At 53.4% G+C, this 17295-nt stretch carries 15 protein-coding genes and 1 pseudogene; 13 read left to right on the top strand and 3 right to left on the bottom strand.

All coding sequences use genetic code 11. The features are described from left to right. Positions 1 to 220: LysE family transporter (locus tag HVA01_RS15635; RefSeq protein ID WP_170243531.1), on the top strand; the 220-nt coding region annotated here is incomplete at its 5' end. On the opposite strand, the gene ltaE is transcribed toward HVA01_RS15635, so the two are convergent. Next, entirely contained in the window at positions 207 to 1214 is a 1008-nt protein-coding gene (ltaE, locus tag HVA01_RS15630; RefSeq protein WP_146876339.1) for a low-specificity L-threonine aldolase, read from the bottom strand. The two genes, HVA01_RS15635 and ltaE, sit on opposite strands and share 14 nt — an antisense overlap. A 122-nt stretch (positions 1215 to 1336) precedes the next feature. Here ltaE and HVA01_RS15625 point away from each other — a divergent pair, with 122 nt between their 5' ends. The 11 genes and pseudogenes from HVA01_RS15625 (at position 1337) to HVA01_RS15575 (ending at position 14731) form a co-directional block, all read left to right on the top strand. After that, positions 1337 to 2548 carry an NAD(P)/FAD-dependent oxidoreductase gene (locus tag HVA01_RS15625; protein WP_146876338.1) on the top strand — a complete coding sequence of 404 codons (1212 nt, stop codon included), beginning with the start codon at positions 1337 to 1339 and terminating at the stop codon, positions 2546 to 2548. 64 nt (positions 2549 to 2612) lie between these two features. Beyond that, positions 2613 to 2885 (top strand): annotated as a pseudogene (locus HVA01_RS15620) (GNAT family N-acetyltransferase); the annotation flags it as partial. Positions 2886 to 3683: 798 nt separating this feature from the next. Continuing rightward, positions 3684 to 4445, top strand: coding sequence for a metallophosphoesterase (locus tag HVA01_RS15615; protein ID WP_146876337.1), 762 nt, complete (start codon positions 3684 to 3686; stop codon positions 4443 to 4445). Positions 4446 to 4695: 250 nt separating this feature from the next. Next, on the top strand, positions 4696 to 5607 hold the full coding sequence (kdgD, locus tag HVA01_RS15610; protein WP_146876336.1) for a 5-dehydro-4-deoxyglucarate dehydratase: 912 nt from the start codon (positions 4696 to 4698) through the stop codon (positions 5605 to 5607). Between the two features lie 88 nt (positions 5608 to 5695). Next, positions 5696 to 6751: an ABC transporter substrate-binding protein gene (locus HVA01_RS15605; RefSeq protein WP_146876335.1), complete on the top strand. Its 1056-nt coding sequence runs from the start codon at positions 5696 to 5698 to the stop codon at positions 6749 to 6751. Positions 6752 to 6855: 104 nt separating this feature from the next. Then, positions 6856 to 7299 carry a tripartite tricarboxylate transporter TctB family protein gene (locus tag HVA01_RS15600; RefSeq protein ID WP_146876334.1) on the top strand — a complete coding sequence of 148 codons (444 nt, stop codon included), beginning with the start codon at positions 6856 to 6858 and terminating at the stop codon, positions 7297 to 7299. A 17-nt stretch (positions 7300 to 7316) separates the two neighbouring features. Further along, positions 7317 to 8882: a tripartite tricarboxylate transporter permease gene (locus HVA01_RS15595; RefSeq protein WP_146876333.1), complete on the top strand. Its 1566-nt coding sequence runs from the start codon at positions 7317 to 7319 to the stop codon at positions 8880 to 8882. Between the two features lie 185 nt (positions 8883 to 9067). Beyond that, positions 9068 to 10393, top strand: coding sequence for an enolase C-terminal domain-like protein (locus tag HVA01_RS15590; RefSeq protein ID WP_146876332.1), 1326 nt, complete (start codon positions 9068 to 9070; stop codon positions 10391 to 10393). 277 nt (positions 10394 to 10670) lie between these two features. Further along, positions 10671 to 11426, top strand: a complete 756-nt coding sequence (locus HVA01_RS15585) for a FadR/GntR family transcriptional regulator (protein ID WP_170243530.1) — start codon at positions 10671 to 10673, stop codon at positions 11424 to 11426. 48 nt (positions 11427 to 11474) lie between these two features. Beyond that, positions 11475 to 13049 carry an aldehyde dehydrogenase (NADP(+)) gene (locus tag HVA01_RS15580; protein WP_146876331.1) on the top strand — a complete coding sequence of 525 codons (1575 nt, stop codon included), beginning with the start codon at positions 11475 to 11477 and terminating at the stop codon, positions 13047 to 13049. 179 nt (positions 13050 to 13228) lie between these two features. Further along, a complete protein-coding gene (locus HVA01_RS15575; protein ID WP_146876330.1) occupies positions 13229 to 14731 on the top strand; it encodes an alanine/glycine:cation symporter family protein in 1503 nt (500 codons plus the stop codon). 63 nt (positions 14732 to 14794) lie between these two features. Here HVA01_RS15575 and HVA01_RS15570 read toward each other — a convergent pair whose 3' ends face one another. Continuing rightward, on the bottom strand, positions 14795 to 15724 hold the full coding sequence (locus HVA01_RS15570; RefSeq protein WP_146876329.1) for a cation diffusion facilitator family transporter: 930 nt from the start codon (positions 15722 to 15724) through the stop codon (positions 14795 to 14797). Between the two features lie 186 nt (positions 15725 to 15910). On the opposite strand from HVA01_RS15570, the gene HVA01_RS15565 reads away from it, so the two are divergent. After that, positions 15911 to 16747 carry an alpha/beta fold hydrolase gene (locus HVA01_RS15565; RefSeq protein WP_146876328.1) on the top strand — a complete coding sequence of 279 codons (837 nt, stop codon included), beginning with the start codon at positions 15911 to 15913 and terminating at the stop codon, positions 16745 to 16747. A gap of 110 nt (positions 16748 to 16857) precedes the next feature. Here the strand turns inward: HVA01_RS15565 and nirD are convergent, their stop codons facing one another. Next, positions 16858 to 17295 (bottom strand): nitrite reductase small subunit NirD, encoded by a 438-nt coding sequence (nirD, locus tag HVA01_RS15560; RefSeq protein ID WP_146876327.1) that lies wholly within the window; start codon positions 17293 to 17295, stop codon positions 16858 to 16860.

Below are 17295 nucleotides of genomic sequence, written 5' to 3'. Positions count from 1 at the left end.
ACTGCTGCTGATACCCGCCATTGGCGCCCAGCAGGAGAGCACCGGTGTGTTTGTGGCCGGGGCTTCTACCGCGTCCATCCTCTGGTTTAGCCTGCTGGCCTGGGGCGGCGCCGCGCTTTCGCCTTGGCTCTCTAAGCCTATCGCGTGGCGCACTATCGATGGCCTGATTGGCTTAATGATGGCGGGTATCGCCGTGCATCTCGCCTTTAATGCCGGCTGAAATACGCCTCCATCACCGCGATGACCTTATCGATATCCGCATCGCTAATGTCACGATGCGCGACGAAGCGCGTGGCGTAGAGTAGCTCGATCAAAATGCCGTGCTCTTTGAGCCAGGCGGAGAGCGGCTGAACGTGTTCGTCGGCAAAGCGGGCGAATACCATATTGGTTGCCTGAGAGGTGATCTCGACCCCTGGCAGCTTTGCTAAGCCTTCGGCCAGACGTGCCGCTCGGCGATGATCGTCGGCCAGGTCCGCCACGTGATGCTCTAACGCATACTGGCAGGCGGCGGCGATAATGCCGGATTGACGCATACCGCCACCGACGACTTTCCGCCAGCGCCGGGCGCGGTCGATCAATGCTTGCGAGCCCACCAGTGCGGAGCCAACGGGCGCTCCCAGGCCTTTTGAGAAGCATAGCGAGACGCTATCAAACGGCAGGCACAGCTGCTTAAGCGAAGTATCCGTGGCGACCGCCGCATTGAAGAGCCGTGCGCCGTCCAGGTGCGTTGCCAAACCGCGCTCACGGGCCAGTTCGGTGGCGTTTAGCACATACGCCTCGGGAAGCACTTTGCCGCCAATGGTGTTTTCCAGCGCTAGCAGTTTCGTGCGCGCAAAGTGAAAATCAATGGCTTTAATGGCGGCGCTGATTTTTTCAAGCGGCATCGTGCCATCGGCGGCGTTTTCAATCGGCTGGGGCTGGATGCTACCCAAAACCGCTGCACCACCGCCTTCATAGCGGTAGGTGTGGGCTGATTGCCCCACGATGTACTCGTCGCCTCGCTCGCAATGGGCCATCAAGGCCACTAGGTTGCTTTGCGTGCCGCTGGGGAACAGTAGCGCCGCTTCTTTGCCCGTTTGCTCGGCCAGATTTTCTTGAAACGCGTTAACCGTTGGGTCATCGCCCCATACGTCATCGCCTACCGGCGCGGCCATCATGGCGTCGCGCATGGCGGCGGAAGGGCGGGTTACCGTATCGCTGCGTAAATCAATCATGGGCATCTCCTTTTGTGTAGAGGCGGCTACTTACAGCAGGCCAGCAGGCTTTATCAAGCAAGTTTGCAGGAACCATCTATGGTTAACAGCATACTGCACGTCAAACTAGCATAGGCAATCAGATGGATCTAAAAAGTGGCTACCCCTTTTGGGCGGTCAAGAATGGTCTACTTAAAACCTTTCCACAGCTGACCCGTGACCACCAAAGCGAAGTTGTCGTGATTGGGGGCGGCATTACCGGCGCCTTGATCGCCGATGAAATGAGCCGTCACGGTCACCATGTAGTAGTGCTTGAGCGCCGGGATGTGGGCTGGGGAAGTTCTGCCGCCAGCACGGCGCTGCTGCAGTATGAAATTGATACTCACATGACCGACTTAGCGAAACGCTACGGGGAAGCTGATGCGGTGCGCGCCTACCGCGCCTGCGCCGAGGCCATCGGTGAGCTCGAAGCCTTGGCCGCTGGAATGGGGAATGTGGATTTTGAGCGTCAGCATAGCCTTTACTATGCTAGCAGCGATAAAGACGTGGCATCGCTTAAACAAGAGCTGGCGTTTCGGCAAAAGCATGGCTTCGAAGCAACCTGGCTTGAGCGCAAGACTGTTTTGGCCGAGTACGGCTTTGAGGCGCCGGGCGCGATTCTTACCCAGTTAGCCGCCAGCATGGATCCCTACCGTATGGCGTATCAGCTGTTTGCTCAGGTAGTTGAGCGTGGTGGTGAAGTGTATGACCGCACGCAAATGGAAAACATGTCGAGTGACGAGCAAGGTGTCACGTTGACGCTTGCCAATGGCGCCGCACTGCGCTGCCAACATGTGGTAATGGCGGCAGGGTATGAATCGCAGGCCTGGTTGGCCGAGTCGGTGTCGGTCAATCGCAGCAGCTATGCGCTTATTACCGACCCGCTGCCGCCAGAAGCACTAGGCAAGCTCCGTCACACCATGATCTGGGAGTCACAGCGTCCCTACCTTTACATGCGCACGACACGCGATGGCCGCTTACTGATTGGCGGCGATGATGACGATGAGGACATTCCCGAGCGGCGTGACGCACGGGTGCTGGAAAAAGCCCAAGGGTTGGCGCGCAAAGTAGAAGCGCTGTGGCCTGACTTGGCGATCAACCCCACGTTCAGTTGGGCAGGTACCTTTGCTGAAACCGACGATGGCTTGCCTTTTTTTGGCCCGCACAAAGCGTTAGGGCCCCGCGTCCACTTTGCCATGGCCTATGGTGGCAACGGGATCAGCTATAGCATGATCGGTGCCAAGCTGCTGCGCGCGGTAATTGAGGGTAGAGAGCACCCGTTGGCGGAACTGTTTTCATTTCGGCGGCTGGATTGATACAGCCTAAACGTGGCAGCGAGTCAGGTTAAAGCGTGTATTCTTAGTGAATACCCATTTGGATAAAGGCAAAGGGTTTGCACGCTCGCTAATCCGACAGGCGCTGCATTACTCGTTCACGATCTTAAACCTGCATAAGGTATATCTCATCGTGGCGGTGGAAAACGTCAAAGCGATTCATCTTTATGAAGAGAGCGGCTTTATGGAGGAAGGCCATTTGGTGCAGGAGTTCTTTATCAATGGCCAATATCGCGATGTAAAGCGGATGTATATCCTACAAGACGCCTATCTTTCTAAGCTTGTGATCGCTGAAGCACCTGAAACAAACTGGCTGTAAAGGCATAAAAAAACGCCTCGCGTTAACGAGGCGTTGGGTGCGCCGAGAAATAGCACGATGAAGGCCTTCCTTAACGCAGATAGGCCTTAATGGCATCAAACGCAGCGCGCTGTTGCTGGGCACGCTGAGCCCATACTTCCATAATCTCTACTTCTAACGATTGGGCTTGTTCAACGGGTTGTGGCATGGCGTTTACTCATTTTTCAGGGGGCATTGGTATTTTCTTATACGCGGCTTGCGTTGTGCAAAGCAGCAATTTAGCTGTGGTGGGATATTAAGGGCTTTTAAGGAGAGCCGTTAGTCAAAAAATGTAGATAAACGGCCATTTTTTGTAAGTGAACGATTACAAATACCGATATGGACTATTATCTTCTTGAATGGAAAAGGTTTTCATCACATAAAAAAGCCGGAAATTAATCCGGCTTCTGTGATTAGTTTTTGGTCACAAGGAGATCAAAGCGCCTAAGTTAGCCTAGATAGGCTTTTAGCGCCTCGGCTGCGGCATGTTGCCAGTTAGCACTCAAACCCCAGAACTCCAGAACTTCACTATCGCGTGCAGGGGATGTTGTTGAATAAGTCATAGTGTTGTCCTCCTAATGGGACTACACCTCCATTATAGCGGTTTTTTGTTGCAGTGCAGCATAATTATTGTGAGGCGTTATCGACTAGGGTCGAGCGAACGGAATGCTGCGTATTAACTCACCAGGATGAAGAGTGAGCAATCACTTCACTAATGCCCTACGACAGAGTGATATAGAATGGAGAAGACTGTTTAAATCAGTACCTATGAGGAGTTCTATGCGACTGCGCATCCTGTCTGATCTACACCTGGAATTTTTTGATGGCCACCGCGAGCTGCCTGAGGTGGACGCTGATGTGGTGGTGTTAGCCGGGGATATTCATCGCAAGAGTGAAGGATTGGCTTGGGCCCGCCACCGTTTTCCGCACACGCCGGTTATCTATGTGCCCGGCAATCACGAATTCTACGATAGCTGTATGCCACTGCTACGCGATGAGCTGGCGCTTGAAGCCGAGCGGCTCGACATTGAGCTTCTGGACAACCGTGCCGTCACCCTCAATGGCGTACGCTTTTACGGCACTACGCTATGGACTGACTTTGCGCTTTACGCCGGTGATCCAACTAAAAATCCCGCCGATACTGAGTCTAAAGCGCTGCGCTACATGCCCGATTATCGCATCGTGCAGATCGCTCCAGGGCGTGTTTTCACGCCCGACGCAAGCCGTCAACTGCATGCCGAAGCGCTTGACTGGTTAGAAAGTGAGCTGGCTAAACCCTTTGATGGGCCCAAGGTAGTGGTAAGCCACCATGCCCCGCTGCATAACTGCATTCCCGGCCAGTACCTGGGCGATGTGCTTTCCCCTGCGTTTGCTTCCAACCTGCCTCATCTAATGGGCCAGATGGATCTATGGGTGCACGGGCATGTCCACGAACCCGTGGATATTCTGCGTAACGGCACCCGTGTCATTGCTAATCCTGGCGGTTACCCTCATGAGTTTACGCCAGCGCTGTTTAAACCAGATGTTGTGGTTGAGGTTTAAAGGCTCAGTTTTTCCAAAGTTAAGTTTTAAAAGCTTAGTTTTTAAAAGCTTAGTGATAGGCCTGGGCTGCCTATAGGGATGTGAGCTGTATGGCCGCTACTGCTACTTTGGTTTAAATTTTGATCTTTGTTCTTGCGTCATATTGGCGCAATACTTATTGTCTCAGTTGTATGATGTATTACAAAGGTTGTTGGCTAACTAATCATGTCGGCTCGTTGAGTGGTCAGCATATTTTTAAAGAGGGCGCAAAGTGACATTTTCAAGAGAAGCTGTAACAAACGCTATCGGCGATGGCTTATTGTCGTTCCCGATTACGGATTTCGATAGCCAAGGCCGTTTCGATGAAGCGAGCTACCGTAAGCGCCTGGAATGGTTCATCAGCCACGAGATCTCGGCGGTCTTCGTCGCAGGTGGCACGGGAGAGTTTTTCAACCTGTCACTTGAAGAGTATCGCGAGATTGTCCGTGTTGCCGTTGAGGTGATTGATGGGCGTTTGCCGGTCATTGCCAGCGCGGGCTTAAGCGTGGCAACTGGAATCGAGTTTGCGCAAGCAGCAGAAGAGGCGGGCGCCGATGGCATCCTGCTGATGCCGCCGTACCTCACCGAGTGCCCCCAAGATGGCCTGGTGGAATATGCCCGTCAGATTTGCGATGCCACGGCCGTCAACGTGATTTATTACAACCGCGGCAACGGTATCTTGAACGCCTCATCGGTTCAGCAACTGGCCGACCAGTGCCCGAATTTGGTAGGGCTGAAAGATGGCAAAGGCGATATTCAGGCGTTAAACAAAATCGTCAAAACCGTGGGTGATCGTCTGGTGTATATCGGTGGCGTACCCACGGCGGAAATTTTTGCCGAGGCCTATGTCTCCATTGGCGTGAACACCTACTCATCTGCCGTTTTCAACTTCGTACCGGAAATGGCGGTGAAATTCTACAAGGAATTGCGTAAAGGTAATAAAGACGTGGTGAAACAGATCACCAACGACTTTTTTATTCCTTTCGTGGATCTCAGGGATCGAAAAGCGGGCTATGCCGTTAGCCTGATAAAAGCAGGCGCTGACATCGTGGGTCGTCCCGCGGGTAGTGTCCGCGCGCCACTTGTAATGCCAACCCAGGAGGAGTGTCAGGAGCTTAAAAAGCTGATCGATAGTGTTAAGTAGTGAGATAAGAAGCCGCTTATTCCTAAGCTGCTAACTCATTAGGCCACTGAGCTATAACAATTTAACAATGAGCAAAAGAGGTGAAAGTATGATCGTTTCCAACAAGTTAATGACCAGTGTCGGTTCCGCAGCGCTGATGGCAGCATTGAGTGTCAGCTCAGGTGTTGCCATGGCCCAGGACGGCCCACTGCGCGGCAACGTGCGCATCGTCATCGGCTCGACCTCCACAGGGGGCGATACGTATCAGAACTCCAGCATCGTTGCTGATCACCTGGCTGAGCACCTTGATATCAATATGAAGGTTGATGCCGTTGGTGCGAGTTCTGCATTTCGGACGCTGGATCGTGATTCCCGCGGCAATACCCTAATGATCTTCCACGATCAGTCTTATCTGGGTTACCTGTACGGCGTGCAGGGCTACGACAACATCTTTGAGAAGTATACTGTCGGCCCAACCGTGGCTATCAATCCGGGTAACGCTTATCTGGTGCCTAAAGATTCTTCCTATGAAAATCTTGAACAAATCATGGCAGCTGTTGGTGATGGCGAAACCGTGCGTGTTGCCATTCAGCCCGGCGGCGTCTCGGAGATTGGGTTCAGTGCGCTGAAAAATGCCATCTCTATTGAGTACCCGGGGATGGAAGATAACCTAGTCGCCGTCAATACCGGTTCACAGTCAGATAAGAACCAGCAACTCTTTGATGATCAGGTCGACATGATCCATGGCTCGGTACAGGCCAATGAGCAGTACACCCGTCTACCCGAAGATGATCAAAAGGCCATGCGTTTTGTTTGGTTGACGGCACGCCAGAGCACCATCGAGCAGGCGCCGGAAGAAGGCATGGGCAAGACCTCTCGCGAGCAGCTGCTGGAATATGTAGAGCCGAACGTGCATGTCACCATGGGAGACGATGAGAACTTCACGTTCGATAAAGAATTCTTCTTCCTCTATAACAAAGACATGGATCCAGCGATTGTTGAGCAAATCGATGAAGCGCTAGCGGATATCTATGCGGAAGGTGAAATACAGGAGATTCAGAAGAACGCCTTCTTTATTCCTAACTTCAAGCCTTCTGATGAAGCCGCCGCGTATCTCACCGAGAAAATGGCTCGCTACGAAGAAATTATCAGCAACATCAAGTAAAGCGTATAGCACCCGCTGCGTGTGCGGCGGGTGCCACACCTATGCGTGAGCCGCTATAGAACTATGGTAAGCAGGATACCCTGCTGCTTATGCCCGGAGCCGTTATGGAATCAGGTCTTTCAAGTCTGCTTAGTGTTTCAATCGATTTTGAGACCTCCCACCTGTTCTTCCCGAGGATTATCCACTGGATCTTGGCGGGACTCTTTGCCCTGATTTTAGTGACGAAGGTAGCACCCTTCATGGCCGCGGTGAAACGGGGAGAGCGCAAGCTGCCCATTGTGGGGGAGGCTAGGGATAGTTTCCGCTTTTTCGGCACTCTTGTCTTGATTGTGGCGTATTTCTACCTAATGGCGGTAGTGGGCAACATGTTCCCTTATACCGGGTACGGTTTCCTGTTTGTCTCGATGGGCTTCGTCTTACTTATGGCGTTTCTATATATGCATGAGTGGACGAAAAAGGCGGTGATCACCGCTGTGATTACTGCCATTGTCGCGCCCAGCCTGGCCTGGTTTGTTCTGGCCAAGCTGTTCAAAATTACTCTGCCGTGACCGAAGTGAGTGCCCCTATGGAATTCCTGTCACTTCTTGATATAACTTTCTTCCTTCTCGCTGGCCTGGGTGCTCTGGTTGGCATCATTTTTGGTGCCATTCCCGGCATGACCGCCACTATGGCGGTGGCTGTCTGTTTGCCGCTGACTTATGCGCTGGGCCTTAACCATGGTCTGGCGTTGCTTCTCGGTCTTTACGTGGGGGGTATCTCGGGCGGCATGGTGCCGGCGGTTTTGCTCAATATTCCCGGCACACCCTCCTCGATTACCACCACCTTCGACGGCTATCCAATGGCGCAGAAGGGAGAGGGAGAGAAGGCGTTGCGCGTTAGTGTTATCGCCTCTGTCGTTGGCGGACTGATCAGTGCCGCTGTGCTCTTTTTCTTTGCTCCGGTGCTGGCGGACTTTTCAATCAAGTTCTCCTACGTGGAGAAGTTTTTAATCATCTTCTTAGCCTTAACGGTCATCGCCTCACTGTCCAGCAATATGCTGGTAGGGATATTTAGTGGCGTGATCGGTATCTGGCTTAGCTTGGTCGGCGTTTATAGCACCTCAGATGGTGGCAACGGCAAGACGCGCCTGATGTTTGACGCTATGGAGCCTTATCTCTACGAAGGCTTTTCGCTGTTGCCTGTGTTGATCGGCATCTTCGGTATCTCCACGATCCTGCTTGAGGCGGAAAAAGGGGTTAAGAGAGACATTGCTGGCGAGCGCGTGAAACTCGGTAAGGGTAATAGTGGCTTCTCCTTGTCAATCTTCAAAGGTCGTATGACCAATCTAGTTCGTTCCTCCTTCATCGGCACCTTCGTCGGCATGCTGCCGGGTGTGGGCGGTAGTGCCGCCTCTGTGCTGGCCTATACCCAGGAAAAAAACCTGTCGAAGGATTCTTCCCAGATGGGTAAAGGCGCACCTCAGGGGCTTATCGCCTCGGAGTCGGCCAATAATGCCCTTACCGGTGGCGCTTTGATTCCCCTTCTTTCCCTAGGGATCCCAGGCGACTCAACGACAGCTGTTTTGATTGGCGCCTTCACTCTTCAGGGGATTCAGGTAGGGCCACTGTTTATTCCGGAGAACGTCAATACCTGGTACGTCATGATGACAGCGCTAATCTTTGCAAACATCGTGATGTTCTTCTTAATGTTCTACGCCATCAAGCATATTGCCAAGGTGGTGATGGTGCCCAAGCATCTTCTCTTCCCGATTATCGTGATGATGTGTGTGGTGGGAGCCTATGCGATTAATTACGGCATCATGTTTGATGTCTGGACCCTTTTGATCTTCGGCGTATTGGGTTACGTCATTCAGAAGGTCGGGCTTGAAGTGGCTCCCTTGATTATCGGGTTCATTCTGGGAAGCCAGGCGGAAATCTACTTCGTCAAGAGCCTCGAGTCATTCGGTACTTTCTCGATCTTTTTCACCAAGAGCCCCATCGCTATGGTGCTATGGGCGTTGATTGTTGCCTCGGTCGTCTTTTCCATTGTCGTTGGTATGAAAACCCGTGCTAAGCAGAAGATGGAACTGAGCCAAGTGGCCGGCAGCACGCAAGTGAAGCCAGGAAAAGATCGTGACCAAAACAGCCGCTAACGCTCGCATTATCTACGTACACGAAGGCGACATTGTCGCCTTCGTTGTGGTGGAACACGGTTGTCTCGCCGAAGGCACTGGGGTAGATGATTAAGTCGGGCAATGCGCCAATCGTTGCTGTGAAGTGGTTCAGGTGCCCTGAAGAATGTTTCAAGTTTTTCAACTATAAGAGAGGTATACGAGATATGTTTCCTAAGATTAAACTAATGAAAGTGGTTCCTGTCGCTGGCTACGACGGTTTCTTGTTAAACCTCAGTGGTGGTCATGCCCCTTGGTTTATTCGCTGCGTGGTCATTCTTGAAGATGATGCGGGTAACCAAGGCGTTGGTGAAATTCCTTCCAGCGGCGGCATTCTTAACGGGCTGGAGCAGTGTCGCGAGCTGGTAGAAGGCTCGCAGATCAATCATATTAAGCACACCCTTAATCAGGTCCGCTTGCAGCTAGCGCAGAACGGCCGCGAAGAGCGGGGCCGTCAGACGTTTGATTTGCGCGTAGCGGTTCATGTGATTACGGGCATTGAGTCGGCGCTATTAGACCTCTATGGGCAGGCGCTACAAATGCCTGTTGCAGATCTGCTCGGTCAGTACGGCCGTCAGCGTGATGAAGTCGAAGCATTGGGTTACCTGTTTTTACTGGGAGACCCTGGCAAGACAGACCTTCCGTATCCTAAAGCGCACGACCCTCAAGATAGCTGGGACGAAATACGCTACCAAGAAGCACTGACACCTGAAGCAGTGGCTAATTTGGCCAAAGCCGCCTATGAGCGTTATGGGTTTAAAGATTTCAAGTTAAAAGGCGGTGTATTACGTGGTGAAGAGGAAGCCGACTGTATCCGCGCGCTTCATGATGCGTTCCCCGATGCGCGGCTAACACTTGATCCCAACGGTGCCTGGAAGCTTGATGAAGCAGTGCGGGTGCTGGAGCCCATCAAACATCTGTTGAGCTATGCCGAAGACCCCTGTGGTCAGGAAGAGAGTTATTCAGGGCGCGAGACCATGGCCGAGTTTAAGAAACGCACCGGCCTGCCCACGGCTACCAATATGATTGCGACAGATTTCAAACAGTTGCAGTACGCCGTCCAGCTTAATTCTGTTGATATACCGTTGGCCGATTGTCATTTCTGGACCATGCAGGGCGCTGTGAAAGTCGGAGAGCTGTGCAATGAATGGGGCATGACCTGGGGCTCTCACAGCAACAACCACTTTGATATTTCGCTCGCCATGATGACCCACGTGGCGGCCGCTTGCCCAGGCGAGATTACCGCGATTGATACCCACTGGATTTGGCAAGACGGGCAGCGTATTACTAAAAACCCTTTCCAAATTCGCGATGGAAAGCTCCAAGTGCCAAAGACACCTGGTCTTGGGGTTGAGATTGATGAAGATAAACTTATGCAGGCGCACCATCTTTATAAGTCGTTAGATACCACGCAGCGCAATGATGCCATGGCGATGCAGTTTTTAATTCCTGGCTGGGAGTTTGATCCCAAGCGTCCTGCACTCGTTCGTTAGGGCGCTTTCTAAATGACAACGGGGTAAGCAAGACGTATTAACGATAGAGAGATGAGGCCAAATGGTTAAGCGCTCGACTTTGTACTAGTTTTTTAAATCTCTCTATTGTGACTTGAGTTGACATCAGCAATATAAAAGCAGGCCATGCCGTCAGGGCTATCGCAGATGGACTAGACATATCGCCTCGTAAGCACGCATCCTGAGGACACGTAGTGGTAAACAAAAAAGCTAGGTTGTACGATATAATACAACTAGGCATAAACTAAGGATAGCTTCCATGGCCAAACCCAGCGCAACGGCATCTGCCCTAAAACCGCTTCAAGTAAATAAAGTGACGCAGCAGGGAAGTTTGTCCGTGCACGTGGCCGATCAACTGGAAGCGTTGATTACCCAGGGCAAAGTCGCAGTAGGGGAAAAACTGCCCACAGAGAACAGCCTTTGCGACTCCTTTGGCGTTAGCCGCACAGTGATCCGTGAGGCGATTACCCATCTGAAATCGCTGGGGCTAGTGGAAACTCGCCGTGGCGTAGGTACCTCGGTTCTGCATTCTTCTACGCTAGAGGCGCGGCCTGCCGAGCGTATCAATCCGACCACTGTGGAAGATATCCTGCACCTGCTGGAGCTTCGCTTAACGCTAGAGCCTGCCGCGGCGGAGCTGGCGGCCTTACGCCATGACGATGAAGATCGCCAGCGGCTCGAAGCCCAGCATGTCGCTTTTAGCAATGCATATGCTGCAAAAACCCAAGCGCGTGAAGAGGACTATTTGTTCCACTTTGCGATCGCTACAGCGACCAAAAACCCTTTTTTCCAATCGTTTTACCAGCAGTGGAGCCAGAGCGTTATTCCCCGCGCGAAGCTGCTGAGTATTGATATTAACCCGATCTCTTCTGAGCGTTATTTAGAGCGCGTCCAGGAAGAACATACCCATATTCTCGACGCTATTCTTTCCCGCGATGCGCAAGCGGCTCGCGAAACGATGTATCAGCATCTGAATCGGGCGCGTAACACCTATGCCCAATATCGTGACCACTAGCATCGCAACCAGTGATATCACTGACACTATCCTATCAAGGAGCAACCTATGACGATTCGAGGCGAAATGCTGATCGGTCAACAAACAGTGACCGGTACCCAGGCCAACATTCAAGCGGTTAATCCGGCGAGTGGCGAAAAGCTAGACCCCATCTATGTCGGCGGCAGTCGTGCCCACGTTGAGCAGGCCTGCGTGCTGGCTGAAACGGCGTATGCCACCTACCGCGAAACCTCGTTGGAAGAGCGGGCAACCTTTTTAGAAACCATCGCCAGTGAAATTGAAGCCATTGGCAGTGAGCTGGTTGAGCGCGCTATGGCCGAAACGGGCCTGCCCCAAGCGCGTATCGAAGGCGAACGCGGTAGAACCTGCGGCCAGCTGCGCTTGTTTGCTTCGGTAGTCCGTGCCGGCGAGTGGTTAGATGTACGCATCGACCCGGCGATGCCAGATCGCCAACCGCTACCGCGTGCCGACCTGCGTCAGCGCCATATCCCTCTGGGCCCTGTGGCTGTGTTCGGTGCCAGCAACTTCCCGTTGGCGTTCTCCGTCGCGGGTGGTGACACCGCTTCAGCCCTGGCCGCTGGCTGCCCGGTGGTGGTTAAAGGTCACTCTGCACACCCAGGCACTTCGGAGCTGGTCGGGCAGGCGATTCAAAAAGCCGTAAAAGCCTGCCAGTTACCAGAAGGCGTGTTCTCGCTGCTGTTTGGTGCCGGTAGCGAAATTGGCCAGGCGTTGGTCGATGACCCGCGTATTCAGGCCGTTGGTTTCACCGGTTCACGCAGTGGCGGTATGGCGCTGATGAAAACCGCCCAGGCGCGGCCCCAGCCGATTCCGGTTTACGCCGAAATGAGCAGCATTAACCCGGTTTTCTTGCTGCCGGCGGCACTTAAGGCGCGCGGTAAAGCGCTGGGCGAAGCATTTGTCGGTTCGCTTAACATGGGTGCAGGCCAGTTCTGTACCAATCCCGGTCTGGTGATTGCAGTAAAAGGCCCGGAGTTGGACACCTTCATTGAAGCGGCAAAAGGCGCAGTAGAAGCCAGCGGCGCGCAGACTATGCTGACGCCGGGGATTCATCACGCCTATCAAGAGGGTGTCTCGACGCTGAGCTCAGATGCCAAGGTGCGTGAAATCGCCCGCGGCCAAACTGGCAGCGATTATCAGTGCCAGACAGGCCTGTTTGCTGCATCAGCAAGTGATTTCCTAACCTCTGAAGCGCTGCAGGCGGAAGTGTTCGGTGCCACCTCGCTGGTGATTGAGTGCGAAGATGCGGCGGAAGTGAAACGTGTTGCTGAACAGCTAGAAGGCCAGCTAACCGTCACACTGCATATGGATGACGCCGACCTGGATACCGCTAAAGCGCTGATGCCTACGCTTGAACGCAAGGCTGGGCGTATTCTTGCCAACGGTTGGCCCACCGGTGTCGAGGTGTGCCATGCCATGGTACACGGCGGTCCGTTCCCGGCGACCTCTGATTCACGTACCACGTCGGTAGGCTCGGCGGCCATTCATCGCTTCTTGCGGCCGGTTTGCTACCAATCCCTGCCTGAGGGCTTGCTGCCCGAGGCGCTTAAAGAGGGGAACCCGTTTAACGTTTCTCGTTTAGTAGACGGCAAACGCGAGCTGTAATTGACCACTTGTTAGTCAGCATAGCTTTACATAGCGGCCTTCGGGCCGCTTTTTAATGCGCGTTTATTTGGGGGCTGGTTAAAAAGCTGACTAGACTCGGTTTGAAGGCTTCACTATTGCAAGCCAACTCAGTACACCGGGCCTGGGTGTGAACAAAAATCAAACTGGAGAGCGTTCCCATGGAGACCCTCGAAGTAGTCATTGGCCCGCTGCGTGATGGTCTCTATGCCATCATGATGCCCGTCAGTAACTTTATCTGGAGTTACATACTTGTCTATCTGCTGCTAGGTGCGGGCCTGCTGTTTACCATTATGACCCGGGGTATGCAGTTTCGATTGTTTAGGCACATGGCCTATGTGACGTTCAGCGCACGCGGTGCCGGGGATGGCATTAGCGGCTTCCAGGCGTTTGCCACATCGATGGCGGCGCGGGTCGGCACTGGGAATCTAGCCGGGGTGGCCCTGGCGCTTTGGATTGGTGGGCCGGGGGCCATCTTTTGGATGTGGGTGACGGCGCTGGTGGGCTTCGCCACTGCGTTTATTGAGTCGACCTTGGCCCAGGTTTATAAGCACCGCAATGAGGATGGCGTATTTCGCGGCGGTCCTGCCTACTATATCGAGCGCTGCTTAGGGTGGCGCTGGCTAGGTGCGCTGTTCGCGGTGTTTCTGATCATTGCTTACGGTTTAGCGTTTAACGCCGCCCAATCCAATACCATTGCACAAGGTATGAATGGCGCCTTTGGCATACCCAACTGGATCACCGGCGTGGTGATTGCCATATTGGCAGGCTCGGTTATTTATGGTGGTCTCAAATCGGTGGCGCGGACTGCCGAGAAAATTGTCCCGGCAATGGCAATTGCTTACCTGTTAGTGGCGCTATGGATCCTGTTGACTAATCTGCCAGCAGTGCCCGATATGCTTTCGCTGATTGTAATGAGTGCCTTTGGACTTGGCCCGGCCGTTGGCGGTGCTGCGGGCTACGCGATCAAAGCGGCGATGGAGAATGGCGTCAAGCGCGGCCTGTTTTCTAATGAAGCGGGCATGGGCTCAACGCCCAATGCGGCGGCTCAGGCAACCGTGAAACACCCGGCCGCCCAGGGGCTGGTGCAATCCTTTGGGGTGTTTGTCGATACCATTGTGATCTGTAGCTGCACGGCGGTGGTGATTCTGCTTTCCGGCGTTTATGAGCGGCTGATGTCAGACTCGCCGGGCGACAGTATCGAAGGTATTCAGCTCACCCAGGATGCCATGGTCGACCATCTAGGCGGTTTTGGAGAAATATTTATCGCCCTGGCGATTCTGTTTTTTGCCTTCACGTCTATCTTGGCCAACTTCTCTTTCTCGTCGGTGAATATCGAGTTTTTGTTTCGCCGCCACGCCAAAAAAGCGGTCAGCGTGTTCAAGGTGATTATTATCGCCATGGTGCTGTTAGGCTCAGTGGCAGAGCTAAGCGTGGTCTGGGACTTTGCCGACTTGGCCATGGGGCTAATGGCGACGACCAACCTGTTTGCCATTCTGATCATGGGGCCGATTGCCGTGGCGGTATTGAAAGATTATGAACGCCAACGCCGTGACGGTATTAAAGAGCCGTTATTTGATCCGGCCATTCTTAAACGCCCTGAACTGGTGGATGCGGATGTATGGCCAGTGAAAGAGGCAAACCCCGTGGGTGAATCAAAATAGCCGTAAACGATAGCGGCCTTGTCGTAGCGGCTTGTCAGTAGCCGATGTAGGGCCGCTTTTTTATCAATGTTTTTCTACTAATAGTCCACATGAGGGCGCTGCCCAGCGGGTGTTGGCAGTAAATACCACGTCACATACCACGGGAGAGTAATAGCGGCGTACTTCATCATCGACGCGTGCGCGTAATGAATCCTGGTTGGTGACCGAAACGTCGGATGCTTCTGGCAGCACCACATGCACGATGACATACAGCAGGCGCCCGGGGCGCACTAAGCGTACGCGCACTTCTTGCGTATCAGTGTCAGCGAGTGCTCGCGCCACGGCTTGGCGTACCGGCGCCGCGATGGTTTCTTCTGGGGTTTTGTTGAGGAGTTCCTTCAGCGCTTGGGATGCCATGCGCACCGGGACACCCAAACAAAGCAGCACGACGCCAATCACTAGCAGCGGGTCGATATAGGGCAGCGCTAGCTGCCAGTTTGCCCGCTCTAGCAGCAGCACGAGGCAGAATGCAGCGAGTACTGCTGCCGAAATAACGCTGTTGATCACCCAATTGCTCTTATCCGCCTCAATCAGTGGGCTGCGTAAATGGCGCAGGCTTTTGTGCATTACCCAGGCGGTGAGTGAGCAAGCCATAGTGGCAAAAAGTGCGTAGACAATGGCGATGCCTGCCGCGATAGCGCGCCCGCCTGTCAATAGCGCACCAATGGCGTCCACCAAGGCAAATACCGCGACACCAAAAATCAGCAGCCCTTTGCACAGGTTCACCAGCGACTCAAAGTAGCTATAGCCGAACGGGTAGGATTCGCTGTCGGGGCGGCTGGCTAATTTGCTCACCTTGATCGTCACTAGCGCTACGCCAAAATAGATAAGGTTAAATAGCCCATCCAGAAGGATTGCTTGGGAGTTAGACGCCAAGGTGGCGGCGATACCCGCACAGCCGATGAGTAGCGCCATAAAAGCGGAAAATGCCAACGTACTTGATTCAGTTTTCACGAACTTTTTTGCTCCACAGCGCACATAGGGAATATGGATGGTCAGCATAGCAATTTTGTTAGCAACTTATCTAATCCGGGTAGCTCATGTCAGTGTTTGCTGGGCGGGTTTGGTAAGCCTTTGCAGTTGTACTAGCCTTACATGGCATAGACATCATTAACGTTAGCCAAACCGGAGGGGTAGACGATGCCGATGTTGAGCGTAGGAACGCAGAACGGTACACCCGTTGAGCTTTATTATGAAATGCACGGGGCTGGTAAGCCGGTGGTGCTCATTCATGGTTGGCCACTCAGCGGTCGTTCCTGGGAAAAACAAGTTTCTGCACTGGTTGAGGCGGGTTATAAAGTGGTCACTTACGACCGCCGTGGCTTTGGCTGGTCTACCCAACCTTACGGTGGTTATGACTACGATACCTTGGCAACCGACCTAAAAAAGCTGATTGAAACGCTCGACTTGAACGATGTTAGCTTAGTGGGCTTTTCCATGGGCGGTGGTGAAGTGGCGCGCTACCTTTCAACCTACGGCACGGCACGTGTCCTGAAAGCCGTGTTTGCCGCCGCGGTGCCGCCTTACCTGTATAAATCCGACGATAACCCTGAAGGTGGCCTGGATGATGCCACGGTTAAGCAGTTTCTAGACGGGGTAAAAGGCGACCGTATCGCCTTTCTGGAAGAGTTTACCAAGAGCTTCTTTGCCGCAGGCGAACGCAGCGATTTAGTCAGCGAGCCGAACCGCCAATATCACCGCGATATTGCGGCGTTTGCGTCCCCCCAAGCGACCTATGAGTGTATTAAATCGTTCAGCTATACCGATTTTCGCAACGACCTGCCCAACATTGATGTGCCTACATTAGTGCTGCACGGCGATTCAGACGGCATCGTGCCCTTTGAAGTCAGCGGCAAGCGAGCCCAGGAGTTACTGCCCAATGCCCAAACGCACGTGATTAAAGGCGGCCCGCATGCTATCAATGCCACCCATGCCGAGGAGTTTAATCAGGCGCTGATTACGTTTTTGGATGATTAAGTTTTGGATGAATAAGCGTTATGGTGAATAACGATTGAGAACCACTGCCTGCAACGACAACGCCGCCCTTAAGGGCGGCGTTGTCGTTTTATCGAAGCTAATCAACCTCTTTACCCCTCAATCCACACCTCATCGCCTTTGAACGCGATCTCCCAGGTACGCAGTTTGACGTTCTCATCCTCTAAGCACTGGCCGCCTTCAAGGCGGAAGTGCTGCTTGTAGATAGGCGAGGCGACCACCGGCGCGCCTTTCAGGTCGCCGACGATGCCCCGGGCGATCACGTTGGCGTTAGAGAAGGGGTCATGGTGGTCGAGGGCGAAGAGCTCATCGCCCTTTCCTTTTTCCGGCCCAGGCAAGTAGAAAATAGCGACCTGGGCAGGGCCGTCGCCGGTTTCAAGCCAGGCGGCGACACCAGAGAAGGCTACCAGATCATCTTTAGTACAAACTTTTTGCCACGCCGTGTTGTTTTCAGAAGCGTGGTTTTGAGAAGCTTCGCTGTTTTGAACATCTGCCATATCCATCTCTTTTTTCATTGCCGTTGCGGTCAT

It is taken from the genome of Halovibrio variabilis, assembly GCF_007991175.1.
In the GTDB taxonomy this organism is placed as follows: domain Bacteria; phylum Pseudomonadota; class Gammaproteobacteria; order Pseudomonadales; family Halomonadaceae; genus Vreelandella; species Vreelandella variabilis.
Note: the sequence above shows the minus strand (reverse complement) of the source record. Positions and strands in the feature narration are given on the sequence as shown.